This window comes from Streptomyces ortus (assembly GCF_026341275.1).
Taxonomy (GTDB): domain Bacteria; phylum Actinomycetota; class Actinomycetes; order Streptomycetales; family Streptomycetaceae; genus Streptomyces; species Streptomyces ortus.
On the sequence record NZ_JAIFZO010000002.1, the window covers coordinates 6715479 to 6739345 of the forward strand.

A 23867-nucleotide genomic window follows, 5' to 3' on the forward strand; every position below is an offset into this window, starting at 1 on the left:
CTGACGTGAGCAACTCGCTGACCTGCGATGTAGTGGTCGTCGGGGCCGGAATGGTAGGGGCGGCGACCGCCCTGTACGCGGCCCGGGCGGGGCTGCGCGCCGTCCTGGTGGACCGCGGTCCGGTGGCGGGCGGCACCACCGGTTCCGGCGAGGGCAACCTCCTCGTCTCCGACAAGGAACCCGGCCCCGAACTCGAACTCGCCCTGCTCTCCGGCCGGTTGTGGGCCGACCTCGCCGCCGAACCGGGCGTGGGCGACTCCGTCGAGTACGAGGCCAAGGGCGGCCTCGTCGTCGCCTCCGCACCCGGCGGGCTCGCGGCGCTGGAGGAGCTGGCCGCCGCACAGCGTGCCGCCGGGGTCCGCGCCGAGTCCGTCGGCCCGGAGCGCCTGCACGACCTGGAACCGTACCTGGCGCCCGGCCTCGCGGGGGGCGTGCTCTACCCGCAGGACTCCCAGGTGATGCCGACGCTCGCGGCAGCCCGTCTCGTCCGGCTCGCCCGCACGGCCGGTGCGTCGGCGCTGACCGGCCGGACGGTCACGCACGTGCTGCGCACGGCCTCGGGGGCGGTGCGCGGTGTCCGTACCCCGCACGGTGACATCCACGCGCCCGCGGTCGTCAACGCGGCCGGGACCTGGGGCGGGGAAGTGGCCGCGCTGGCCGGGGTGTCCCTGCCCGTCCTGCCCCGGCGCGGCTTCGTCCTCGTGACGGAACCCCTGCCGCGCAGGGTGCGCCACAAGGTGTACGCGGCGGACTACGTGGCCGACGTGGCCAGTGACTCGGCGGCGCTGCAGACCTCCCCGGTGGTCGAGGGCACGGCGGCGGGTCCGGTACTGATCGGTGCCAGCCGGGAACGGGTCGGCTTCGACCGCTCCTTCTCGCTGCCCGTCACGCGGGAACTGGCGGCCGGCGCGACCCGGCTGTTCCCCTTCCTGGCCCAGGTGCGGGCCATGCGCGCCTACCTCGGCTTCCGGCCGTACCTGCCGGACCACCTGCCCGCCGTCGGACCCGACGCGCGCGTCCCCGGCCTCTTCCACGCGTGCGGGCACGAGGGCGCGGGCATCGGACTCGCCACCGGTACGGGCCACTTGATCGCCCAGGTACTGGCGGGCAGGACGCCCGACCTGGACCTCACGCCGTTCCGCCCCCACCGCTTCCCCGATCCCCCGCCCGAGGAGGTCCGCTCGTGACGCCGCGTACGCCCCTGAGTCTGGTCCGGGCCCGGCCCGGACCGCCGTTCACGGTCACGTTCGACGAGCGGGAGCTGACCGTGCTTCCCGGCCAGACGATCGCGGCCGTCCTGTGGTCCGCGGGTGTCATGTCCTGGCGCACGACCCGGGGGAGCGGTGAGCCGCGTGGCGTCTTCTGCGGGATCGGGGTGTGCTTCGACTGTCTGCTGACCGTCAACGGGCGCCCCAACCAACGGGCTTGCCTGGTACGGGCGGAGCCGGGTGACGTGATCCGAACCCAGGAAGGGACCGGCCCGCATGAGTGAGGGACCCCGTCTCGCGGTGATCGGCGCGGGACCCGCCGGGCTCGTCGCGGCCCTCGCGGCTGCCGCGCGCGGCGTAGCGGTGACCCTGGTGGACGCTGCTCCGGACGCGGGCGGTCAGTTCTACCGGCAGCCCGCCGCCGGGCTCGGCGCACGGCGGCCCCAGGCCCTGCATCACCAGTGGCGTACCTGGGAACGGCTTCGTGACGGACTCGCGGTGCACGTCGCGGCGGGGCGGATCACGCATCTGACGGAGCATCATGTGTGGTGTGTGGAGCGGCGGTCGGCCCCCCGGACCGCCACGTCCGCCTCCACAGCTTCCGCCCCCGCCCCCGCCTCCTTTGCTGTGCACGCTCTGTTCGGGCCCGAGCAGGAGGAGTCCGTGGCGGTCCGTGCGGACGCCGTGCTCCTCGCCACCGGCGGATACGAGAAGGTGCTGCCGTTCCCCGGCTGGACCCTCCCCGGGGTCGTCACCGCGGGCGGGGCGCAGGCCATGCTGAAGAGCGGCCTCGTACTCCCGGGCCGTACCGCGGTCGTCGCCGGGACCGGGCCGCTGCTGATGCCGGTGGCCGTCGGACTGGCCGCGGCCGGGGCGAAGGTGGCGGCCCTCGTGGAATCCGCCGACCCCAGGGACCTCGTGCGGCATGCGCGGGTGCTCGCCGCCCATCCGGACAAGCTCGCCGAAGGGGCCTGGTACGCGGCCGAGTTGGCGCGGTACCGGGTGCGGGCACACACCCGTCACGCCGTCGTCGCGGCGCACGGGACCGACCGCCTCGAAGCCGTGACCGTGGCAGCGCTCGACACCGACGGACGGGTCAGGGAGGGCAGCGAGTGGCGGATTCCCTGCGACAGCCTCGCCGTCGGACACGGCATGCTGCCGCACACCGACCTCGCCGAGACGCTCGGCTGCCGCCTCGACGGGGCGAACGTCGCCGTGGACGACGAACAGCGCACCGACGTACCCGGCGTCTGGGCCGCCGGTGAGACCACCGGGATCGGCGGCGCGGCGCTCTCGCTCGCCGAGGGCAGGATCGCGGGACTCTCGATCGCCGCGCGGCTCGACTCCCGGGCACCCGAGCCCCGTTCCTACGCGCGGGCCGCCAAGGCGCGGGCCGGACGGCGAGAGTTCTTCGCCGCCGTCGACAACGTCTTTACGCCGCCCGGCCGTTGGGTGGAGCGGGTCGGTGACGACACCCTCGTGTGCCGGTGCGAGGAGGTGCCCGCCGCCGCGATCCGGGAGGCCGTCGACGAACTCGGCGCCGGGGACGTCCGTACGGTGAAACTGCTGACCCGGGCCGGGATGGGCTGGTGCCAGGGGCGGATGTGCGGTCCCGCGGTGGCGGGGCTCGCGGGGTGTCCGCCGACACCGTCACGGCGGCCGTTCGCACGGCCGGTGCCTCTCGGTGTGCTGGCGCGCGAGCCCGGTGAAGGCCCGTGACCCGCTCGCCCGCTTACTCACCTGCTCACCCGCGTGCCTGCCCACCTGACCTCCCTTCACCACACGCCCTCACGCCTCATGGCCCAAGGATCGGACGGGAACCCTCATGACCGACAGCACCGACAGCACCGACATGACCGACATGACCGACCAGGGTTCCGGTCGTCCCTGGCGTGGCGTCCTCGTCGCCACCGCTCTTCCGCTCAGGGACGACCTCTCCGTCGACCACGACGCGTACGCCGACCACTGCGCGTGGCTCGTCGGACAGGGCTGCGACGGTGTCGTACCGAACGGCTCGCTCGGTGAGTACCAGGTGCTGACCCCCGAGGAGCGCGCCAAGGTCGTGGAGACGGCCGTGGCGGCGATAGGCGGCTCCCGCGTCATGCCGGGCGTCGCCGCGTACGGCTCCGCCGAGGCCAGGCGCTGGGCCGAGCAGGCGCGCGACGCGGGCTGCGCGTCCGTGATGCTGCTGCCCCCCAACGCCTACCGGGCCGACGAGCGCTCGGTGCTCGCCCACTACGCGGAGGTCGCGAAGGCGGGCCTGCCGATCGTGGCGTACAACAACCCCATCGACACCAAGGTCGACCTGGTGCCGGAACTGCTCGCCGAGCTGCACGGTGAGGGGTACATCCACGCGGTCAAGGAGTTCTCCGGCGATGTGCGGCGCGCCTACCGCATTGCCGAACTCGCGCCGGATCTCGACCTGTTGATCGGCGCCGACGATGTCCTGCTGGAGCTGGCGGTGGCCGGCGCCAAGGGCTGGGTCGCCGGTTACCCGAACGCGCTGCCCGCCGCGTCCGTCGAGCTGTACCGCGCAGCCGTCCGGGGCGACCTCGACACCGCGCTGCCCCTCTACCGGCAGCTGCATCCGCTGCTGCGGTGGGATTCCCAGGTGGAGTTCGTCCAGGCGATCAAGCTGTCGATGGACATCGTCGGCCGGTACGGCGGGCCGGTGCGTCCGCCGCGCGTGCCGTTGCGGGCCGGCCAGGAGGCCGCCGTGCGGGCCGCCACCGAGAAGGCCGTGGCGGCGGGGCTCGTCTGAGGGCCGGACCGGGTCCGGTCGGGGAGAGAGGGAGACAGTTCATGCGCAGCAAACTCGTCCTGCACGCCGTCGATTCACACACCGAGGGCATGCCGACCCGCGTGATTACCGGCGGTATCGGCACGGTTCCCGGTGCGACGATGAACGAGCGGCGGCTGTACTTCCGCGAACACCGGGACGACATCAAGCAGTTGCTGATGAACGAGCCGCGCGGGCATGCGGCGATGAGCGGCGCGATCCTGCAGCCGTCCACCCGGCCCGACTGCGACTTCGGCGTCATCTACATCGAGGTCTCGGGCTATCTCCCGATGTGCGGGCACGGGACGATCGGGGTCGCGACCGTCCTCGTGGAGACCGGCATGGTCGAGGTCGTGGAACCGGTGACGACCATCCGGCTCGACACGCCGGCGGGGGTCGTCGTCGCCGAGGTCGCGGTGCGGGACGGGGCGGCGCGGTCGGTCACGCTCTGGAACGTGCCGTCCTTCTCCGTCGCCCTCGACCGGAAGATCGAGCTCGCGGACGGGCGGACGGTGACGTACGACCTCGCGTACGGGGGGAACTTCTACGCGATTCTGCCGCTCGACCAGTTCGGGCTGCCTTTCGACCGGGCTCGTAAGGACGACATCCTCGCCGCCGGTCTTTCATTGATGGACGCCATCAACGCCGAGGGGGAGCCGGTGCATCCGGAGGATTCCAGCATCAGGGGCTGCCATCATGTGCACCTGGTCGCGCCCGGTTCGACGGCGCGGCATTCCCGGCACGCGATGGCGATTCATCCGGGGTGGTTCGACCGGTCGCCGTGCGGGACGGGGACGAGTGCGCGGATGGCGCAGCTGTACGCGCGGGGGGAGCTGGGGCTGGAGACGGAGTTCTTGAACGAGTCGTTCATCGGGACGCGGTTCAGTGGGCGGTTGCACGGGGTCACCGAGGTGGGTGGGGTGGCGGCTGTGCTGCCGAGCTTCACGGGGCGGGCGTGGGTTACCGGGACCGCGCAGTATTTGCTTGATCCCGGGGATCCGTTTCCGGCGGGGTTCGTGTTGTAGCGGGGTGGGGTGGGGTGCGGTGCCGCTGCGCGGCGGTTTCAAAGATTGCGCCGTTCCCCGCGCCCCCCAAAGAGGCTCGTGGTCCAGGAGGTTGTTCATGGTTGTGCAGCGTGTTGGTAATCCCGTCCTGCCCGCTCTGGGGGGGAAGAAGCCCAGTTATCGGGAGCGGGTCGCGGATGCCTTGCGGGCCGCTCTCATCGCGGGGGAGCTGCGGCCCGGGGAGGTGTACTCGGCGCCCGCTCTCGCCGCCCGGTTCGGGGTGTCCGCCACCCCCGTGCGGGAGGCCCTGCTCGACCTCGCCAAGGAGGGCCTGGTCGACACCGTGCCCAACAAGGGGTTCCGGGTCACCGCCGTCTCCGAGAAGCAGCTGGACGAGTACACGCACATCCGCTCGCTCATCGAGATCCCCACCACCGTGGGCCTCGCCGCCTCCGCGGCCCCCGCCGACCTGGCGGCGCTGCGGCCCGTCGCGCAGGAGATCGTCACGGCCGCGGCGGCCGGTGACCTCATCGCGTACGTCGAGGCGGACATCCGCTTCCACCTCGGCCTGCTCGCCCTCGCCGGCAACGAACACCTCGTGGAGGTCGTCGGCGACCTCCGCAAGCGGTCCCGGCTGTACGGACTGCACGCCCTCGTCGAGGCGGGCCGGCTGGAGGCCTCCGCCGAGGAGCACCTGGAGATCCTCGACGCGCTGGCCGCCCGCGACGAGGCGGCGGTACGTGCCGTCATGACGCGGCATCTCGGGCATGTACGGGGGTTGTGGGCGGCCGAGTGACCGCGACGGCGACACGCTGTCCGGCAACGTGGCGCGGGTGTCTCCTCATGCTCTCCTGAGTGCGGCCGGGACCGGGAGCGCGAGGAGGACGTACGTGAGTGAGTGGACGCGCGGAGTGGTGGTGGTCGCCGCCGCTGTGGGCCTGTGCGTCCTGGCACCCGGTGCCGCGGCACCGGCATGGGGGCTCCGCCCCCGAACCCCCGTCGCGCAGTTCCCCGCGCCCCTTGCGGAGCCGGCCGTATCCGGCGACGACAAGATCTTCGTGTTGCCCGTCGAGTTCGCCGACTACGCGCACAATCGGATTCCGGAGCCCGACCGGTCCGTCGACAACTCCACCGTCTGGACCGCGGACTACAGCCCCGCCTACTACCAGCGGCAGATCTTCGGCACCGCCGATGACACCCTGCGCTCCTACTACCAGCGGCAGTCCAGCGGCGCCTACACCATCAGCGGCACCGTCCACGACTGGACACGCGTGGGCCGGCCCCTCGCGCACTACGGCACCGACACCTGCAAGAAGCAGGGCAAGCCGATCTCGACGTACTACTGCAATCAGCGGCTCGTCACGGACGGACTCGACCGGTGGTACGCGGATCAGCGTGCCACCGGCCGGAGCGTCGCCTCACTGCGCAAGTACCTCGCCACGTACGACACCTGGGACCGCCACGACCACGACCGGGACGGGAACTTCGACGAACCCGACGGCTATCTCGACCGTGTGATGCTGATGTTCGCGGGGGAGTCGCAGGTCAACGGCGGTGGTGTCAACGGCTCCGACGCCATCGGGTCCCACCGCGGCACCGTCAGCCATCTGCAGACCGGCGCGGACGAGCTGGGTCCGGCGGGTGGTGGCAAGGAGGGCGGCAGCGAGGTCGGCGACTCCGGGATCTGGGTCGACGACTACACCATGACCAACGAGAACCGCGGTCTCGGCACCCTGGCCCACGAGTACGGCCACGACCTCGGCCTGCCCGACCTGTACGACACCTCGGGCGCCGAGAACTCCACCGGCTTCTGGTCGGCGATGGCGCAGGGGTCCCTGCTGTCGGACGACAGCGAACTCGCGGCCCATCCGGCCGACTTGGGTGCCTGGGCCAGGCTTCGGCTCGGGTGGCTCGACTACGTGACCGTCAAGTCCGGTGCCTCCTCCACCGTCACTCTCAATCCGCTCTCCGTGCCCTCCGCGACCGCCGGCCCCGAGGCGCTGCTGGTGAACCTGCCGGCCGACGCGGACGGCAATGCCCGCTACTACGTCGTCGAGAACAGGCAGTACGTCGGGGACGACAGGTTCCTCAAGTCGAGCCCCTTCCAGCTCGGTTGGGCGCCGCAACGGCCCCGGTTCAAGGAGCGGCTGCACTACGAGAGCGGCATCCTGATCTGGTACTGGGACACCAGGTACCGCGACAACAAGACCCGCGCGAACGGCGGTCACGGCCGGATCCTGCCGGTCGACGCCCATGCCGAACCCGCCAGGACCGCCTCCGGCGCGGTGATCCGCAATCGCCTCCAGACGTACGACGCGCCCTTCGGACTGCGGCCCACCACCCCGCTCGTCTTCCACCTCGGCGGAGTGCGGACGGTGATCCCGGCCCGGCCCGCCGTCCCGGTCTTCGACGACCTCGAAGGGGTCCACCACCACGACGCCGCCCCCTACGGATCCAGCTACGACGCCGACTCCGGGACCACCGTCACCGTGGACGAGGAACACACCGACGGCCGAGTGCGGGTTTCGGTCGGTTCGACCGGCTGACCGCCCGGGCCTGTGGAGCGCATCGCGACTGCGATACAACTGGAGCATGGTAAAGATCCTCATCAGTGCCGACATGGAGGGCGCCACCGGGGTGACCTGGCCGGCCGACGTGCTGCCGGGCACACCGCAGTGGGAGCGGTGCCGGTCGATGTTCACCTCGGACGTGAACGCCGCGGTCCTCGGCTTCTTCGACGGCGGCGCCGACGAGGTCCTCATCAACGAGGCCCACTGGACCATGCGCAACCTGTTCCTGGAGCAACTGGACGAACGAGCGCAGATGCTCACAGGGCGGCACAAATCGCTCTCCATGGTCGAGGGTGTGCAGCACGGCGACGTCGACGGCATCGCCTTCGTCGGCTACCACGCGGGAGCGGGCATGGAGGGCGTCCTCGCCCACACCTACCTCGCCAACTCGATCACCGGCGTGTGGGTGAATGACGAGCGGGCCAGCGAGGGCCTGCTCAACGCCCGCGTCGTCGCCGAGTACGGAGTCCCCGTCGTGCTCGTCACCGGCGACGACGTGGCCTGCGAGGACGCGCTCGGCTACGCGCCCGAGGCGCTGAAGGTCGCCGTCAAGGACCATGTCTCGCGGTACGCGGCCGTGTGCCGCACCCCGGCCCGTACGGCGGCGGACATCCGCTCGGCGGCCGAGGAGGCGACCCGGCTCGCGGTACGGCACGAACCCGCGCAGGCGGGTCCCTTCACCGTGGCGCTCGAGTTCGACGCCGAGCACCTGGCCATGTCGGCCACCGTCGTCCCGGGCGTCGAACAGACCGGGGAACGCAAGGTGGCGTACACCAGCGCCACGATGTACGAGGGCATCCGGACCTTCAAGGCGGTCACCACGATCGTCTCGGCCGCCGTGGAGGAGAACTATGGCTGACATGAGCGTGATAGAGCAGGCGGCCGTCGACGAGCAGGCCCTGGACGAGGTCGTCCGGTTCACCTCCGACCTCATCCGCATCGACACCACCAACCGCGGTGGCGGCGACTGCCAGGAGCGGCCGGCCGCCGAGTACGCCGCCGCCCTGCTCGCCGAGGCGGGCCTTGAGCCGACCCTCCTGGAGCGCACCAAGGGGCGTACGAACGTCGTCGCGCGCCTGGAGGGCACCGACCCGTCCGCCGACGCGCTGCTCGTCCACGGCCACCTGGACGTCGTACCCGCGCAGGCGGAGGACTGGAGCGTCCATCCGTTCTCCGGCGAGGTCCGCGACGGGGTCGTCTGGGGACGCGGCGCGGTCGACATGAAGAACATGGACGCGATGATCCTCGCGGTCGTCCGGCAGTGGGCGCGCGCAGGCGTACGCCCCCGCCGCGACCTGGTGATCGCGTTCACCGCGGACGAGGAGGCGAGCGCCGAGGACGGTTCGGGCTTCCTCGCCGACCAGCACGCCGGGCTCTTCGCGGGGTGCACCGAGGGCATCAGCGAGTCCGGGGCGTTCACCTTCCACGACGGCGGCGGACGCCAGCTGTACCCGCTCGCCGCGGGCGAGCGCGGCACCGGCTGGCTCAAGCTCACCGCACACGGCCGGGCGGGCCACGGCTCCAAGGTGAACCGGTCCAACGCGGTGACCCGGCTGGCCGCCGCGATCGCGCGGATCGGCGACCACGAGTGGCCCGTACGGCTCACCCCGACGGTCCGCGCGGCACTCACCGAACTCGCCGCGCTGTACGGCATCGAGCCCACGCTCGACGACCCGGCCGGGGTCGACCGGCTGATGGAGAAGCTCGGTCCCGCCGCCTCCCTCGTCGAGGCCACGGTCCGCAACAGCGCCAACCCGACCATGCTGGACGCCGGTTACAAGGTCAACGTGATCCCCGGAGAGGCCGTCGCACACGTCGACGGACGCTTCCTGGCGGGTACGGAGGACGAGTTCCGCGCCACCCTCGACCGGCTCACCGGGCCGGACGTGGAGTGGGAGTTCGTCCACCGCGAGGTCGCCCTGCAGGCGCCGCTGGACTCGACGACGTACGCCCGGATGCGCGCCGCCGTGGAGGAGTTCGCGCCCGAGGGGAACGTCGTGCCCTACTGCATGTCGGGGGGCACGGACGCCAAGCAGTTCTCGCGCCTCGGCATCACCGGCTACGGTTTCGCACCGCTGAAGCTCCCGCCGGGCTTCGACTACCAGGCCCTCTTCCACGGAGTCGACGAAAGGGTGCCCGTCGAGGCACTGCATTTCGGAGTCCGGGTACTCGACCGCTTCCTGCGCACGGCCTAGTGGAAAAAATGGGGGACACAGTGCAGACGCTGGCCTACGGTTCCTGGCCCTCGCCCATCGACGCGGCGCTCGCCGCCGCGCACGACGGGCACCCCGACTTCGTCGGCTTCGTCGGCGACGAGGCCTGGTGGACCGAACCCCGGCCCGCCGAGGGAGGTCGCCGCACCCTGGTGCGCCGCCTCGCCGACGGTACGGAGGAGTCGGTGCTGCCCGCCCCGTGGAACGTCCGCAGCCGCGTCATGGAGTACGGCGGACAGCCCTGGACCGGCACGCTCCGCGAGGACGGCCCGCTGGTCGTCTTCGTGAACTTCGCCGACCAGCGGCTCTACGCGTACGAGCCCGCCGACCCCGGGAGCGGCCCGCGCCCCCTCACCCCCGTGTCCTCCGTGGGCGGCGGACTGCGGTGGGTGGACCCGCGGGTGCGCCTCGAACACGGCGAGGTCTGGTGCGTACTGGAGGAGTTCACCGGCGACGGGCCCAGCGATGTGCGGCGGCTCGTCGCCGCGGTTCCGCTGGACGGCTCCGCCGCCGAGGACCGGGCCGCGGTGCGCGAACTCACCGACGACCGGCACCGGTTCGTCACCGGGCCGCGGATCTCGCCCGACGGGCGGCGCGCGGCCTGGCTGGCCTGGGACCACCCGCGGATGCCGTGGGACGGCACCGAGCTGCTGGTGGCCGAGGTGACCCCCGACGGCACGCTGGGGGAGCCCCGGACGGTCGCGGGCGGACCCGACGAGGCGATCGCCCAGGCCGACTGGGGCCGCGACGGCTCCCTGCTGTACTCCAGCGACCGCACCGGCTGGTGGAACCTCTACCGGGCGTCCGGCGACGCCACCGACAGCGACGGCACCGGCGGCGACGCCGAGCCGCCCTTCCTCCTGTGCACCCGCGAGCAGGAGTTCGGCGGGCCGCTGTGGACGGTCGGCCGCCGCTGGTTCGCCCCCCTGGACAGCGGCCTGATCGCCGTCGTGCACGGCCGGGGCGCCGCCGTGCTCGGCATCCTCGACCCGGAGAGCGGCGAGGTCGTCGACGCGGCCGGGCCCTGGACCGAGTACGAGCCGACTCTCGCCGTCGACGGCAGCCGCGTCGTCACCGTCGCCGCCAGCCCGCGCAGCGCGTACGAGGTCGTCGAACTGGACGCCCGTACCGGACGGGCCCGTGTCGTGGGAGCCCGGCACGACGACCCGGTGGACCCCGCCTACTACCCGGAACCGCAGATCCGTACGTTCACCGGGCCCGCCGGCCGGGAGATCCACGCGCACATCTATCCGCCCCACCACCCCGGCCATGTGGCCCCCGGCGACGTGCTCCCGCCCTATGTCGTCTGGGCGCACGGCGGGCCCACCGGCCGCGCCCCGCTCGTCCTCGACCTGCAGATCGCCTACTTCACCTCGCGCGGCATCGGGGTCGCCGAGGTCAACTACGGCGGCTCCACCGGGTACGGGCGCGAGTACCGCAACCGGCTGCGCGAGCAGTGGGGTGTGGTGGACGTCGAGGACTGCGCGGCCGTCGCCCTCGCCCTCGCCGAGGAGGGCACCGCCGACCGCGACCGGCTGGCCGTCCGGGGCGGCAGCGCGGGCGGCTGGACCGCCGCCGCCTCCCTGGTCGGCACCGACGTCTACGCGTGCGGGACGATCCTCTACCCCGTCCTCGACCTGGTCGGCTGGGGCGTGGGCGAGACGCACGACTTCGAGTCCCAGTACCTGGAGAGCCTGATCGGGCCGCGCGCCGAGGTGCCCGCACGGTACGCCGAGCGCTCGCCCACCGAGCACGCGGACAAGGTCACCGCGCCCTTCCTGCTCCTTCAGGGCCTCGACGACGTCATCTGCCCGCCCGCGCAGTGCGAGCGGTTCCTCGCCCGACTGGAGGAGCGGGCGCGGTCCGTGCCGCATGCCTACCTCACCTTCGAGGGCGAGGGCCACGGATTCCGGCGCACCGACACGATGGTGCGCGCCCTGGAGGCCGAGCTCTCCCTGTACGCCCAGGTGTTCGGCCTCAACCCGTCCGGAGTGCCCGCACTGGAGCTCGTCAAGTGAGCAGCCGTCGGGTGAGCGAGCGGGGTGTGAGCGAACGTTGAAGGAGCTCGTCAGGCCCGCGCGGCTGGTCGCCGGCGCGCGGGTCGCCGTCGTCGCGCCGAGCGGGCCCGTGCCGGAGGAACGGCTGCGGGCGGGGCTCGACATCCTGCGGGGCTGGGACCTCGACCCGGTTCTGGCACCCCATGTCCTGGACCGGCACACGACGTTCGGCTATCTGGCGGGCACGGACGCCGACCGGGCGGCCGACTTCCAGGCCGCCTGGTGCGACCCGTCGGTGGCCGCGGTGCTCTGCGCCCGCGGCGGCTACGGCGTGCAGCGCATGGCCGGCCTGCTCGACTGGGACGCGCTGCGGGCCGCGGGGCCCAAGGTGCTGGTCGGCTTCAGTGACGTCACCGCTCTCCACGAGGCCTTCGCCACGCGGCTGGGGCTCGTGACCCTGCACGGTCCGATGGCCGCGGGCATCGACTTCGTCAAGAACGCCCGCGCCCAGGACCATCTCCGGGCGACCCTCTTCGAGCCGGAGTCCGTGCGGACGATCAGGCCGGCGGCGGCCGGGCGGGTCCTGGTGCCGGGGCGGGCCGACGGCGTCCTGCTCGGCGGCTGTCTGAGCCTGCTCGCCTCCGAGCTGGGGACACCGCGCGCCCGGCCCTCCGCGGGCGGCGGGCTGCTGTGTCTGGAGGACGTGGGCGAAGAGGTGTACCGCCTGGACCGGTACCTCACGCAGCTCCTGCGGGCCGGCTGGTTCGAGGGGGTCGCGGGGGTCCTGCTCGGGTCCTGGGACCGGTGCGGCCCCTACGAGCGGGTGCGGGAGCTGCTTCTGGACCGGCTCGGCGGGCTCGGGGTGCCGATCGCCGAGGAATTCGGGTTCGGACACGCGGAGGGAGCGCTGACGATTCCGTTCGGGGTGCGGGCGGAGCTGGACGCGGGGGTTCTCACGTTGGACGCGCCCGCCTTGGTGTGACGCCGGGCCGTGCCTCACCCGGAGGGACGCCTCGCCGCGCGTGGCCCGCTTGGGTGCGCTCATCCTGGGTCCATGAGCCGGAAGAGTTCGCAGCGTGGTGGTGACGGTAGTGGTGGCGCGGGGGCCGGGCGGGGGAGTGTGCTGACGCCCGGGCGGGTGGCGGTTGTCGCGCTGGCCGTGCTCGGGCTGGTCTTCATCTTCGAGAACACCCGGGCGACGAAGATTCGGCTGCTGATTCCCGAGGTGACCATGCCGTTGTGGGTGGCGCTGCTCGCCACGGCGGTGATCGGTGCGTTGTGCGGGGCGTATTCCATGCGACGCCGGGGGTAGCCGGCCGTTGGCCGGCTCGCTGTCTGTGGGCTGCGCCGTTCCTCGCGCCCCTAAAAGATTGCGCCGTTCCCCGCGCCCCTAAAGGCAAAGGACTGCGCCGTTCCCTGCGCCCTTGCTTTCAGGGGCGCGGGGAACGGCGCAGCAAGCCCCGCCACGGCTCGTGCTGGGCGTGGGCGTAGCGTGGCGGGATGTTCGGGCGCACCATGTATCTCGCCGAAGGCCCCCGCGTGGGCATACGTCTCTTCAGCCACGAGGACGGGCCCGAGTTCACCGCCCGGGTGCGGGAGAGCAGGGACCTGCACCACCCCTGGCTCCAGCCGCCCGCCACCCCCGCCGCCTACACCTCGTACGCCGGGCGGCTCATCGACGATCCGACCAAGGCCGGGTTCCTCGTCTGTGAGAAGGACGGGGGAGGGATCGCCGGGTTCATCAACATCAACAACATCGTCGAGGGCGCCTTCCTGTGCGGGGCGCTCGGGTACGGGGCCTTCGCGCACGCGGCCGGACGCGGGCTGATGAGCGAGGGGCTCGACCTGGTCGTGCGGTACGCGTTCGGCACGCTCGGGCTGCACCGGCTGGAGATCAACGTTCAGCCGGACAACGCCGCCTCCATCGCGCTGGCCCGCCGCTGCGGGTTCCGTCACGAGGGCTTCTCGCCGGACTTCCTGTTCATCGACGGAGCCTGGCGCGACCATGAGCGGTGGGCCCTCACCGCCGATATGATTCGAACATGAGTGCCCTGCGGAATCTCGTCGTCCTGGACGCACCCTCCAACCTCGGCCTCCGGCCGCCCGCCCCCGGCACCGTGCCCGGCTGCTACAAGCTCGCCGGCGCCCTGCGCGAGCAGCGGATCGTACAGCGGCTGAACGCCCTGGAGGGCGGCGTGGTCGTACCGCCGCGCTACGACCGGGGCGACTGGCAGGAGGGCGACGGCGTCTTCAACGCCGCCGCGCTCGCCGCCTACACCCGTACGCTCGCCGACCGTATCGAGCGGCACGTACGGGCCGGCGAGCTGCCCGTCGTCCTCGGCGGCGACTGCTCGATCCAGCTCGGCGCCTCCCTCGCGCTGCGCCGCGTCGGCCGCTACGGCCTCGCGGCGGTGGACGCCTCGCACGACTTCCGCCACCCGGGCAACTCCGACCGGATCGGCGCGGCCGGTGGCGAGGAGGTCGCCCTCGCCACCGGCCGCGGGCAGGACGACCTCACCGACCTGGAGGGGCTGAAGCCCTATCTGCGCGACGAGGACATACGGTTCTTCGGGATCCGGGACGAGTTCGAGGACGACCGCGCCGAGCTGGCCGCGCTGAAGATCCCCACGGTGACCGTCGGCGACATCCGCGAGTGGGGCGCCGACGCCGTCGCGCGAGCCACCGCCGAAGCCTTCGGCGTAGCGGACCTGGACGGCTTCTGGGTGCATCTCGACGCCGATGTGCTCGACCCGTCCGTGATGCCCGCCGTCGACAGCCCCGACTCCGGTGGCCTGCTGCCCGGCGAACTGACCGAGCTGCTGCGGCCGTTGGTGACCTCCCCGCACTGCGCCGGCTTCAACGTCACCATCTACGACCCCGACCTGGACCCCGACGGAACCGCCGGCGCCCTCCTGGCCGACATCGTCGTCGCGGCCTTTGCGCGATCCTGACCCGATCCTGACCGTAAGGGCCTCTGGTCGGCACGTCGTCCACCCTGTTCCATGGTCATGTGACGACCATCCGACGTGACGTACTGACGCTTCCGGTCGCCGGACCCGGCCCCGCCAACCCCCTGCCCCCACTGCGCCCGCTCACCGGTACGCACCACGTGGACGAGCGGGAACGCGCGAGCCTGCCCCGCGACATGGCCCGGCAGATCGCGTACGAGCCGCTGCGCAGTCTCCTGCCCGAGCGCGTCCGGGACGGGTACGGGAGAAGCCGTACGCCCCGCGAGGTCGAGACGATCGTCCTGGAGAACGAGCGGCTGCGCGCCACCGTGCTGCCCGGCTTCGGCGGCCGGGTCGTCTCCCTCTTCCACAAGCCGTCCGACCGCGAACTCCTGTACCGCAACCCGGTGTTGCAGTGCGCCGACTTCGCGCTCAACGGCGCCTGGTTCTCCGGTGGCATCGAGTGGAACATCGGCGCCACCGGCCACTCCACCCTCGCCTGCGCACCCGTGCACGCGGCCCGGGTCGCCGCGCCCGACGGCACACCGATGCTGCGCCTGTGGGAGTGGGAGCGGCTGCGCGACCTGCCCTTCCAGGTCGACCTGTGGCTGCCGGAGGGCTCTGACTTCTTGCACGTAGGTGTTCGCGTGCGCAATCCGCACGAGAGGGCCGCCCCGCTGTACTGGTGGTCCAACACCGCCGTCCCGGAGGCGCGAAGGGTGCTCGCGCCCGCGGAGGAGGCCTGGCACTTCGGGTACGAGCGACGGCTGCGTCGGGTGCCTGTCCCGTTGCACGAAGGTGTCGACCGGACGTATCCACCGCGCGGCGAGTACCCGGCCGACTACTTCTACGAGGTGCCCGACGGACGGCGGCGCTGGATCGCCGCCGTGGACGAGGCCGGGCGGGGGCTGGTGCAGACGTCCACCGACGTCCTGCGCGGACGCAAACTCTTCGTGTGGGGCAGCGGCACCGGCGGGCGCCGCTGGCAGGAATGGCTCACCGAACCGGGCACCGAGGGCTACTGCGAGATCCAGGCGGGCCTGGCCCGCACGCAGTTGGAGCACGTACGCCTGGACGCGGAGAGCGAGGTGAGCTGGCTGGAGGCGTACGGGCCGATCGACGCGGACGCCGGACCCGTGCACGGCGACGACTGGGACGCCGCCCGCTCCGAGGTCGAGGCAGGGCTCGAACAGCGCCTGCCACGCGGGGAGTTCGAGACGGCGTACGAGCACTGGCTGGCGTCCGCCGACACCGAACCCACCGAGGTGCTGGCCACCGGCTCCGGCTGGGGAGCGCTCGAAGTGCTGCGCGCCGACCTGAAGTTGCCCGGCACACCCTTCGACGAGTCCACGCTCGGGGACGCCCAGCGACCCTGGGCCGAGCTGCTCCGCTCCGGCTCCTTCCCCGAGCCCCGCAGGGTCGGGCCGCCCGGTGAGACGCTGGTCGGCCCCCACTGGCGCGACATGCTGGAGACGGCCCCCGCCGAACCGCTCACCGAGTACCACCTGGGGATCGCCCAGTGGCACGCGGGCGACCGGGCCCAGGCCGTGCGCAGCTGGGAGCGCGGACTCGAACTCGCGCCGTCCCTCTGGCCGTTGCTGCGCTGCCTCGCCGTCGCCGACCAGGAGGCGGGCAACCGGGAACGGGCCGCCGACCGGTACGCGGACGCCTTCGACGACCTGTGCCAGGAGCGGCGCGACGACGGCGAGACCTGGACGGCGGCCACCGCCGCGCTCGGGCGCGAGGCGATCGGCGCGCTGCTCGCGGCAGGGCGCACCGCGGGCGCGCGGTCCGTGTGGGAACGGCTGCTCCCGGTGACCCGCGAGCGCGGCCGGTTCCGGCTGATCGAGGCGCGGCTGCTGCTCGCCGAGGGCGACAAGGAGGCGGCGCGTGCCGTCTTCGACGCCGGTTTCGAGGTGGCCGACCTGCGCGAGGGGGCCGAGGCGATCGGGGACCTGTGGTCCCGGATCTGTGCCGAACCCCTGCCGGAGCGCTACGACTTCCGGATGCGCCCGCCCGGCACCGACGGCTGAACCCGCTTCGTCACCCGGCTCTACGGTGCCGTGCGGCGGTCCGCGTACTCGTACACATAACCGTCCGGGTGCATCGCGATGAGGTTGCGGCCCGCCGGGGTCGCCACCGGGCCCGCGACCACGTGTGCGCCCGACTCGGTGAGCACCCGGTGGGCTTCGTCGACGTCCTTGACCGCGATGGTCGCCGAGACCTTGCGCAGCACTTCCAACTCCGTCTCGGGGCCGCTCATCAACAGGAAGCAGCCGACGGCGGCGACGGAGACCCCGCCGCGCTCGAAGCGTTGCGCCGGTCCGCCGGCCAGTCTCTCGTAGAAGGGGACCGCAGCCTCCAGGTCATCGACGCAGATGCGCAGCGTGGCTCCCAGAATGTCCATACGGACGAGCCTAGTTGCGGTCGGCCGGTGAGGAGATCGTTTCGTACGGATCCCGTGCCGGAGCCCGTCCGGTCCGGCCGGGCGGGCGTTACGCACCGCGGGCGACGGGTACCCGGAGCGCATGGACCGCATCGATCACATGGAACATCTGGACAAGCACCTGGCCGACGAGTTGGCGCAGGTGGCCCGCGACGCCATCCGCGAGGAACTGCGGGAACAGACCCGCAAGCAGCGCCGGACGGCCGCGATGTACGCCGCCTCCGGTGCCCTGGCCCTGTACGCGGGCGCGGCCCTCGCGCTCACGGTCGGTCTCGCCCTCGCGATCGGCCTGCCCGACTGGGCCGCCGCGCTGATCACCGCCGCCGTGCTCGGCGTACTGGCGTACGCGCTGCGGAACGCGGCGCGTCCGTCGGCGTCCCGGCCCACACCGGACGGTGCCGCCGGCACGGTTCCGGGCACGTCGGCCCACGGCCCCGCCGTCCCCCCGATGCCGCCGGTCGCGCCCGGCAACGCGGTGCCGGACACCCGGGGCCGGTGAGCCGCACCGCAGCCCGGACCCCCCTTGCCGACCGGGGCCACAACGACGTGGCCCCGGTCTTCGCTGTCCGCGCCCGACGCGGCCGACGTCTTCGCCTGGCCGTCCGGCGTGTCCTGAAGTCCACTTATGGAGCTGCGGCGGCCGACTTCCTGCGATAGAAGTCGGTAGAAGTCAGCAGAAGTCGAAGGAGCCGCGCTCGTCCTCCACGGCGGCCGGAACCCCGGTGGCCCGACGTTTGGGCACCCCGGCCAGGGGGACGCGGAAAGCCCCGTTCGAGTGATTCCGCCGGAGGCGACCCATGAGCCGACCGATGAGCCGCCCCCGTGTCGTGGTGGTCGGCGCGGGCTTCGCCGGATACCGGGCGGCCCGGACGCTCTCGGCGCTGACCCGGGGCACGGCAGGACCGCTGGACATCGTTCTGCTCAACCCGACGGACTACTTCCTCTATCTGCCCCTGCTGCCCCAGGTGGCCGCCGGTGTCCTGGAACCGCGCCGCGTCACCGTCTCGCTGACCGGCACCCTGCCCCGGGTGCGCCTGGTGCTCGGCGAGGCCGACGGCATCGACCTCGACGCACGCACCGTCGGCTACACCGGCCCCGAGGGCGACACGGGCACGCTCTCCTACGACCGGCTCGTCCTCGCCGCCGGCAGCGTCAACAAACTGCTGCCGATCCCCGGTGTGGCCGAGCACGCGCACGGCTTCCGGGGGCTGCCCGAGGCGCTGTACCTGCGCGACCACGTGACCCGGCAGGTGGAACTCGCCTCGGCCGCCGAAGACCCCGCGACCAGCGCGGCCCGGTGCACGTTCGTCGTCGTCGGCGCGGGCTACACCGGCACCGAAGTGGCCGCGCACGGACAGCTGTTCACGGACGCCCTGGTGCGCGGGCAGCCGCACCGCACGGGCCTGTGGCCGCGCTGGACCCTGGTCGACATCGCGCCGCGCGTCCTGCCGGAGATGGACGAGCGGCTCTCGCGCACCGCCGACCGCGTCCTGCGGCAGCGGGGCGTCGAGATCCGTACCGGCACGTCCGTGCGGGAGGCCACCCGGGACGGCGTCCTGCTCAGCGACGGGGACTTCGTGCCCACCCGGACGCTCGTCTGGTGCGTGGGCGTACGGCCCGACCCGCTGGCCGAAGGGCTCGGCCTGGTCATGGAACGGGGCCGGCTGCTCGTCGAACCGACCCTCCAGGTGCCCGGCCGCCCCGAGGTGTTCGTCTGCGGTGACGCCGCTGCCGTGCCCGACCTGGAGAAGCCCGGTCAGTACACGCCGATGACCGCCCAGCACGCCTGGCGGCAGGGCAGAACGGCGGGACGCAACGTCGCGGCCTCCCTCGGTATCGGCGAGCCCCGCGTCTACCGCCACCGCGACCTGGGCTTCGTCGTCGACCTCGGCGGTGTGAAGGCCGCCGCCAACCCGCTGGGCGTCCCCCTCTCCGGACCGGCCGCGGGCGCCGTCACCCGCGGCTACCACCTGGCCGCGATGCCGGGCAACCGCGTCCGGGTCGCCGCCGACTGGTTCCTGGACGCCGTCCTGCCCCGCCAGGGCGTACAGCTCGGCCTCGTCCGGTCCTGGTCGGTCCCCCTGGACACGGCCTCCCCCGAAACAGCCCGGGTGCCGGGCCGACCCGGCACCCCTGAGCCCGGACCCCCCGCGCAACCTCCTGTGGAAGGAACACCATGAACACCCCCGAAATCGGCGAACTCGGTCAGCAGCTGCGCGTCGACAGCGTGCGCGCGGCCGCCGCGGCGGGCTCCGGGCACCCCACCTCCTCGATGTCCGCCGCCGACCTGATGGCGGTCCTGCTCGCCCGGCAGCTGCGCTACGACTTCGACCGGCCCTCCCATCCGGGCAACGACCGGTTCGTCCTCTCCAAGGGGCACGCCTCGCCGCTGCTGTACGCCGCGTACAAGGCGGCCGGGGCCATCGACGACGCCGAACTGCTGACCTTCCGCACCCTGGGCAGCCGCCTCGAAGGGCATCCGACACCGCGCCGGCTGCCGTGGGTGGAGACCGCCACCGGATCGCTGGGCCAGGGCCTGCCCGTCGGCGTGGGCATCGCCCTGTCGGGCAAGCGGCTCGACCGGGTGGGCTACCGCGTCTGGGTGCTGTGCGGCGACAGCGAACTGGCCGAGGGCTCCGTCTGGGAGGCCGCCGAGCACGCGGCGTACGAAGGGCTCGACAACCTCACCGCGATCGTGGACGTCAACCGGCTCGGCCAGCGCGGCCCCACCCGGCACGGCCACGACCTCGACGCGTACGCCCGCCGCTTCCAGGCCTTCGGCTGGCACACCGTCGAGGTCGACGGGCACGACGTCGAGGACATCGAGCGGGCGTACGGCGAGGCCGTGTCCACGGCGGGCCAGCCGACCGTGATCCTGGCCCGCACCCTCAAGGGCAAGGGCGTCGCGTCCGTGCAGGACCGCGAGGGCCTGCACGGCAAGCCGCTGCCCGAGGCCGACGAGGCGATCGAGGAGCTGGGCGGGGTACGCGACCTGCGCGTCGAGGGCCTGCAGCCGCAGGCCGCCCGGACGCTGCACGCGGTACGGGCCGGTCACCTGGACCTGCCGCGCTGGGAGAAGAAGGGGGACGAGGTCGCCACCCGGGACGCCTACGGGCAGGCGCTCGCCGCGCTCGGCTCCTCCCGCCCGGACGTAGTCGCCCTCGACGGCGAGGTGAGCGACTCCACCCGCGCCGAGTTCTTCGCCAAGGAACACCCCGAGCGGTTCTTCGAGTGCTACATCGCCGAGCAGCAGCTCGTCGGGGCGGCCGTCGGGCTCGCCACCCGCGGCTGGGTGCCGTTCGCGTCCAGTTTCGCCGCGTTCCTCACCCGCGCCCACGACTTCGTCCGGATGGCGGCGGTCAGCGGGGTGGGCATCAACCTCGTCGGCTCGCACGCGGGCGTCGCGATCGGTGAGGACGGGCCCTCGCAGATGGGCGTCGAGGACCTGGCCATGTTCCGCACGGTCTACGGCTCGACCGTGCTCTACCCCTGCGACGCCAACCAGACGGCCGCGCTCGTCGCCACCATGGCCGGCCTCGACGGCGTCCGCTATCTGCGGACCTCACGCGGTGCCATGCCCGTCCTGTACGGCCCGGGCGAGGAGTTCCCCGTCGGCGGCAGCAAGGTGCTCAGGCGCTCCACGGACGACCGGCTGACCCTCGTCGCCGCCGGCGTGACCGTGCACGAGTCCCTGAAGGCCGCGGAGGCGCTGGCCGCCGACGGCATCGCCGTACGGGTCGTCGACCTGTACTCCGTCAAGCCCGTCGACCGCGAGACCCTGCGCGAGGCCGCCGAGCAGACCGGCTGCCTGCTCACCGTCGAGGACCACCACCCGGAGGGCGGCATCGGGGACGCGGTCCTCGACGCCTTCCTCGACGGCCGTCCCACTCCGCGGCTGGTCCGTCTCGCGGTACGGGACATGCCCGGTTCGGCCACCCCCGCGGAGCAGCTGCACGCGGCGGGCATCGACGCCGAGTCGATCGTGGCGGCGGTGAAACTGCTGGTCGAGAACGCGGTGGTGCGATGACCGCCGTACGCGCCGGCCGCCGGACCGTCGAGGTGCACCGCCCGGACAAGGTGATGTTCCCCGGCGGGTCAGGCGGGTCAGGCGGGTCAGGCGGGTCCGGCGCTTCCGGCGGGGGAGGCGCGAGGGAGTACACGAAGGCGGACGTCGTCGCGTACTACCGGGAGATCGCCCCGTTCATGCTGCCGCACCTGCGCGGACGGCCCCTGATGCTGGAGCGGTACCCGGACGGGCTCGACGGGCCGAGGTTCATGCAGAAGAACGTCCAGGACCACTATCCGGACTGGATCCGCCGCGTCGAGGTGCCCAAGGAGGGCGGCACGGTCCTGCACCCCGTGTGCGAGGACACCGCGACCCTCGTCTACCTCGCCGACCAGGCCGCCCTGACCCTCCACCGGTGGCTCGCCCGGATCCCCTCCGACGGTCCGGTCGACCGGCCGGACCGGCTGGTCTTCGACCTGGACCCCGCGACCGACGACTTCGAGCCGGTCCGCGACACCGCCCGGCTGCTCGGCGAACTCCTCGACCGGCTCCGGCTGCCGTCCGCCCTGATGACCACCGGCTCACGCGGACTGCACGTCGTCGTCCCCCTCGCCGGGCGGCACGGCTTCGACGAGGTCCACACCTTCGCCAAGGACGTCGCCGACACGCTCACCGAGGCGCACCCCGACCGGCTCACCACCGAGGCCCGCAAGAAGGACCGCGGCGACCGGCTCTATCTGGACATCCAGCGCAACGGCTACGCCCAGACCACCGTCGCCCCCTTCACCGTCCGCGCCCGGCCGGGCGCCCCGGTCGCCATGCCCATCACCTGGGACCAGCTCGAAGATGCCCAACTCGGCCCGCGCCGCTGGACGATCGCCGACGCGGTCGACCAGGCCCGCACGAACCCCTGGTCAGGGCTGCCGCGGAGCGGGCGCGCCCTCGGGCCCGCCAGGCGCCGGCTGAACGCCCTGCGCGGCTGAGCTCCGACACTCGCAGGTTTGGTCAACGATCGGCCGGTCACTCGGTGTTCGAGGTGGCCATGTCGAACACATCCAACACATCAGATTCACAGAGTTCATCGAACTCATCCAAGGGCAGGCAGCAGAACGCGACGGACGACGACGAGCTGGGTCCCATGGACGTGCTGCGCCAGGCGCGCGGCCAGCTCGCCGAACTGACCGGCATGGAGGCCGAGTCGGTGTCGTCGTTCGAACGCACCGACGACGGCTGGTCGTTGGAGATCGAGGTCCTGGAACTGGTCCGGGTCCCCGACACGATGAGTCTGCTCGCGAGCTACGAGGTGACCCTCAACCCGCGAGGCGAACTCACCGGGTACCGGCGCGTCCGCCGCTACGAACGCGGCCGGGCCGACACCCGCAAGCCCGGCGGCCGTTAGGCCGCGCCTGCCCGCGCGCCCAGCGAAGCGCGCACACCTGACAGCGCACACGACCGACAGCACACACACCCGACAGACAAGGAGGGCCGGTCGGTATGACCGTAGTCCCGGCACAGCAATCCGGTGGTGGAGGTGGCTCCAGCGGCCTCTACGACGTCCTTGAACTCGTTCTCGACCGGGGGCTCGTCATCGATGCCTTCATCCGGGTCTCCCTCGTCGGCATCGAGATCCTCAAGATCGACATCCGTGTCGTGATAGCGAGCGTCGACACCTATCTGCGCTTCGCCGAGGCGTGCAACCGCCTCGACCTCGAAGCCGGAAACAAGCGCGACCCCGGACTCCCCGACCTGGTCGGCTCGATCACCGAGTCCGGTGCGAAGGGCAAGTCCAAGGGGGCCCTGTCCGGCGCCGCCGAGACCATCTCGGACGCCTTCAAGCAGTCCCGCGAGGAGAGCCAGAGCCAGTCCGAGTCGAGGCCGCGCACCCGTAAGACCGCCGCCTCGCGCCGGAAGGAGGAGCAGGAGTGAGCACGTACGTCTACGGCATCACGTCCAGTTCGCTGCCCTCGCTCCCGGACGGGACGGAAGGCGTCGGCGAGCCGGCCCTGCCGGTGCGCGTCATCAAGGAGGGCGACCTCGCCGCGGTCGTCAGCGACGCGCCCGAGGGGCTGCGGCCCAAGCGCAGGGACCTGCTCGCCCACCAGAACGTACTCGCCGAGGCGGGCGCCGGCGGTCCCGTGCTGCCCATGCGGTTCGGCAGTGTCTCCACCGACGACGCAGCCGTGGCCGGTGTCCTGGCCGAGCGCGCGGAGCACTTCAAGGAGCGCCTCGACGCGCTCGCCGGCAAGGTCGAGTACAACGTCAAGGCCACGCACGACGAAGAGGCCGTACTGCACCGGGTGATGTCCGAGAACCCCGAGGTCAGGGCGCTCACCGAGGCCAACCGCAGTGCGGGCGGCGGCAATTACGACGACAAGCTGCGGCTCGGCGAGATGGTGGTCGCCGCGGTGAAGAACCGCGAGGTCGAGGACGCCGCCGAGATCCACCGGGCGCTGGAGCCGACCGCCGCGTCCGTCAGCGTGGGCCCCGAGTCCACCGGCTGGCTGGCCAACCTCTCGTTCCTGGTGGACCGCGACGAGGCCGGGACGTTCCTCGACGCCGTCGACGAGGTCCGCAAGGCACACCCGCACCTCGACCTGCGGGTCCATGGACCGCTGCCCCCCTACAGCTTCGTCGAGCCGGGCCCTTCCGAGCCCGCCGAGGCGACCAACTGAGTTCGCTCAGCCAGGAGTTGATGA

23 protein-coding genes are annotated in these 23867 nt (G+C 72.5%); 22 read left to right on the plus strand and 1 reads right to left on the minus strand.

All coding sequences use genetic code 11. The features are described 5' to 3' along the window. Positions 1–5 precede the first annotated feature (5 nt). The 15 genes from K3769_RS32615 (at position 6) to K3769_RS32685 (ending at position 16752) form a co-directional block, all read left to right on the plus strand. The gene (locus K3769_RS32615; RefSeq protein WP_267029842.1) at positions 6–1187 is read left to right on the plus strand and encodes an NAD(P)/FAD-dependent oxidoreductase; all 1182 of its coding nucleotides are present in this window, start codon (positions 6–8) and stop codon (positions 1185–1187) included. After that, positions 1184–1492: a (2Fe-2S)-binding protein gene (locus tag K3769_RS32620; protein ID WP_267029843.1), complete on the plus strand. Its 309-nt coding sequence runs from the start codon at positions 1184–1186 to the stop codon at positions 1490–1492. The genes K3769_RS32615 and K3769_RS32620 overlap by 4 nt, the downstream gene beginning before the upstream one ends. Beyond that, positions 1485–2927, plus strand: a complete 1443-nt coding sequence (locus tag K3769_RS32625; RefSeq protein ID WP_267029844.1) for an FAD-dependent oxidoreductase — start codon at positions 1485–1487, stop codon at positions 2925–2927. The genes K3769_RS32620 and K3769_RS32625 overlap by 8 nt, the downstream gene beginning before the upstream one ends. Positions 2928–3033: 106 nt before the next feature. Then, positions 3034–3969, plus strand: a complete 936-nt coding sequence (locus K3769_RS32630; protein WP_267029845.1) for a dihydrodipicolinate synthase family protein — start codon at positions 3034–3036, stop codon at positions 3967–3969. A gap of 41 nt (positions 3970–4010) precedes the next feature. Further along, the gene (locus K3769_RS32635) at positions 4011–5012 is read left to right on the plus strand and encodes a proline racemase family protein (protein ID WP_267029846.1); all 1002 of its coding nucleotides are present in this window, start codon (positions 4011–4013) and stop codon (positions 5010–5012) included. Between the two features lie 97 nt (positions 5013–5109). Beyond that, the gene (locus tag K3769_RS32640; RefSeq protein WP_267029847.1) at positions 5110–5787 is read left to right on the plus strand and encodes a GntR family transcriptional regulator; all 678 of its coding nucleotides are present in this window, start codon (positions 5110–5112) and stop codon (positions 5785–5787) included. Between the two features lie 94 nt (positions 5788–5881). Next, positions 5882–7537, plus strand: a complete 1656-nt coding sequence (locus K3769_RS32645; RefSeq protein ID WP_267029848.1) for an immune inhibitor A domain-containing protein — start codon at positions 5882–5884, stop codon at positions 7535–7537. A 46-nt stretch (positions 7538–7583) separates the two neighbouring features. Next, positions 7584–8420, plus strand: a complete 837-nt coding sequence (locus K3769_RS32650) for a M55 family metallopeptidase (protein WP_267029849.1) — start codon at positions 7584–7586, stop codon at positions 8418–8420. 1 nt (position 8421) lies between these two features. Continuing rightward, positions 8422–9756 (plus strand): M20/M25/M40 family metallo-hydrolase, encoded by a 1335-nt coding sequence (locus K3769_RS32655; protein WP_372515090.1) that lies wholly within the window; start codon positions 8422–8424, stop codon positions 9754–9756. 8 nt (positions 9757–9764) lie between these two features. After that, the gene (locus K3769_RS32660; RefSeq protein WP_267029851.1) at positions 9765–11792 is read left to right on the plus strand and encodes a prolyl oligopeptidase family serine peptidase; all 2028 of its coding nucleotides are present in this window, start codon (positions 9765–9767) and stop codon (positions 11790–11792) included. Positions 11793–11829: 37 nt separating this feature from the next. Next, positions 11830–12753 carry a S66 peptidase family protein gene (locus K3769_RS32665; RefSeq protein ID WP_267029852.1) on the plus strand — a complete coding sequence of 308 codons (924 nt, stop codon included), beginning with the start codon at positions 11830–11832 and terminating at the stop codon, positions 12751–12753. Positions 12754–12825: 72 nt separating this feature from the next. Then, entirely contained in the window at positions 12826–13083 is a 258-nt protein-coding gene (locus tag K3769_RS32670) for a LapA family protein (protein ID WP_267029853.1), read from the plus strand. A 188-nt stretch (positions 13084–13271) separates the two neighbouring features. Next, on the plus strand, positions 13272–13817 hold the full coding sequence (locus tag K3769_RS32675) for a GNAT family N-acetyltransferase (RefSeq protein WP_267029854.1): 546 nt from the start codon (positions 13272–13274) through the stop codon (positions 13815–13817). A gap of 5 nt (positions 13818–13822) precedes the next feature. After that, positions 13823–14722 (plus strand): arginase family protein, encoded by a 900-nt coding sequence (locus K3769_RS32680; protein WP_308216483.1) that lies wholly within the window; start codon positions 13823–13825, stop codon positions 14720–14722. A gap of 59 nt (positions 14723–14781) precedes the next feature. Further along, complete coding sequence (locus tag K3769_RS32685) at positions 14782–16752, plus strand: DUF5107 domain-containing protein (RefSeq protein ID WP_267029856.1); 1971 nt, start codon at positions 14782–14784, stop codon at positions 16750–16752. A 20-nt stretch (positions 16753–16772) separates the two neighbouring features. On the opposite strand, the gene K3769_RS32690 is transcribed toward K3769_RS32685, so the two are convergent. Continuing rightward, positions 16773–17126, minus strand: a complete 354-nt coding sequence (locus tag K3769_RS32690) for a VOC family protein (RefSeq protein ID WP_267029857.1) — start codon at positions 17124–17126, stop codon at positions 16773–16775. Positions 17127–17247: 121 nt separating this feature from the next. Between K3769_RS32690 and K3769_RS32695 the strand changes: the two genes are divergently transcribed. From K3769_RS32695 to K3769_RS32725, 7 genes are all read left to right on the plus strand, one after another. Beyond that, the gene (locus K3769_RS32695; protein ID WP_267029858.1) at positions 17248–17664 is read left to right on the plus strand and encodes a phage holin family protein; all 417 of its coding nucleotides are present in this window, start codon (positions 17248–17250) and stop codon (positions 17662–17664) included. 310 nt (positions 17665–17974) lie between these two features. Continuing rightward, entirely contained in the window at positions 17975–19345 is a 1371-nt protein-coding gene (locus tag K3769_RS32700) for an NAD(P)/FAD-dependent oxidoreductase (protein ID WP_267029859.1), read from the plus strand. Beyond that, entirely contained in the window at positions 19342–21192 is a 1851-nt protein-coding gene (locus K3769_RS32705) for a transketolase (protein WP_267029860.1), read from the plus strand. Before K3769_RS32700 ends, K3769_RS32705 begins: the two co-directional genes overlap by 4 nt. Continuing rightward, positions 21189–22154, plus strand: a complete 966-nt coding sequence (gene ligD / locus K3769_RS32710) for a non-homologous end-joining DNA ligase (protein WP_267029861.1) — start codon at positions 21189–21191, stop codon at positions 22152–22154. Before K3769_RS32705 ends, ligD begins: the two co-directional genes overlap by 4 nt. Positions 22155–22213: 59 nt before the next feature. After that, the gene (locus K3769_RS32715) at positions 22214–22570 is read left to right on the plus strand and encodes a gas vesicle protein GvpO (protein WP_267029862.1); all 357 of its coding nucleotides are present in this window, start codon (positions 22214–22216) and stop codon (positions 22568–22570) included. A gap of 95 nt (positions 22571–22665) precedes the next feature. Then, positions 22666–23097, plus strand: a complete 432-nt coding sequence (locus K3769_RS32720) for a gas vesicle structural protein GvpA (RefSeq protein WP_107016803.1) — start codon at positions 22666–22668, stop codon at positions 23095–23097. Further along, entirely contained in the window at positions 23094–23843 is a 750-nt protein-coding gene (locus K3769_RS32725; protein ID WP_267029863.1) for a GvpL/GvpF family gas vesicle protein, read from the plus strand. Before K3769_RS32720 ends, K3769_RS32725 begins: the two co-directional genes overlap by 4 nt. Positions 23844–23867: the final 24 nt, after the last annotated feature.

What these genes read in the sequence shown, in the direction of transcription:
- K3769_RS32625 (WP_267029844.1), top strand. Translation starts at nt 1,485, where the DNA reads ATGAGTGAGGGACCCCGTCTCGCGGTGATCGGCGCGGGACCCGCCGGG.
- K3769_RS32630 (WP_267029845.1), top strand. Translation starts at nt 3,034, where the DNA reads ATGACCGACAGCACCGACAGCACCGACATGACCGACATGACCGACCAG.
- K3769_RS32635 (WP_267029846.1), top strand. Translation starts at nt 4,011, where the DNA reads ATGCGCAGCAAACTCGTCCTGCACGCCGTCGATTCACACACCGAGGGC.
- K3769_RS32640 (WP_267029847.1), top strand. Translation starts at nt 5,110, where the DNA reads ATGGTTGTGCAGCGTGTTGGTAATCCCGTCCTGCCCGCTCTGGGGGGG.
- K3769_RS32650 (WP_267029849.1), top strand. Translation starts at nt 7,584, where the DNA reads ATGGTAAAGATCCTCATCAGTGCCGACATGGAGGGCGCCACCGGGGTG.
- K3769_RS32655 (WP_372515090.1), top strand. Translation starts at nt 8,422, where the DNA reads ATGAGCGTGATAGAGCAGGCGGCCGTCGACGAGCAGGCCCTGGACGAG.
- K3769_RS32660 (WP_267029851.1), top strand. Translation starts at nt 9,765, where the DNA reads ATGGGGGACACAGTGCAGACGCTGGCCTACGGTTCCTGGCCCTCGCCC.
- K3769_RS32670 (WP_267029853.1), top strand. Translation starts at nt 12,826, where the DNA reads ATGAGCCGGAAGAGTTCGCAGCGTGGTGGTGACGGTAGTGGTGGCGCG.
- K3769_RS32675 (WP_267029854.1), top strand. Translation starts at nt 13,272, where the DNA reads ATGTTCGGGCGCACCATGTATCTCGCCGAAGGCCCCCGCGTGGGCATA.
- K3769_RS32690 (WP_267029857.1), bottom strand. Translation starts at nt 17,126, where the DNA reads ATGGACATTCTGGGAGCCACGCTGCGCATCTGCGTCGATGACCTGGAG.
- K3769_RS32695 (WP_267029858.1), top strand. Translation starts at nt 17,248, where the DNA reads ATGGACCGCATCGATCACATGGAACATCTGGACAAGCACCTGGCCGAC.
- K3769_RS32700 (WP_267029859.1), top strand. Translation starts at nt 17,975, where the DNA reads ATGAGCCGCCCCCGTGTCGTGGTGGTCGGCGCGGGCTTCGCCGGATAC.
- K3769_RS32705 (WP_267029860.1), top strand. Translation starts at nt 19,342, where the DNA reads ATGAACACCCCCGAAATCGGCGAACTCGGTCAGCAGCTGCGCGTCGAC.
- ligD (WP_267029861.1), top strand. Translation starts at nt 21,189, where the DNA reads ATGACCGCCGTACGCGCCGGCCGCCGGACCGTCGAGGTGCACCGCCCG.
- K3769_RS32715 (WP_267029862.1), top strand. Translation starts at nt 22,214, where the DNA reads ATGTCGAACACATCCAACACATCAGATTCACAGAGTTCATCGAACTCA.
- K3769_RS32720 (WP_107016803.1), top strand. Translation starts at nt 22,666, where the DNA reads ATGACCGTAGTCCCGGCACAGCAATCCGGTGGTGGAGGTGGCTCCAGC.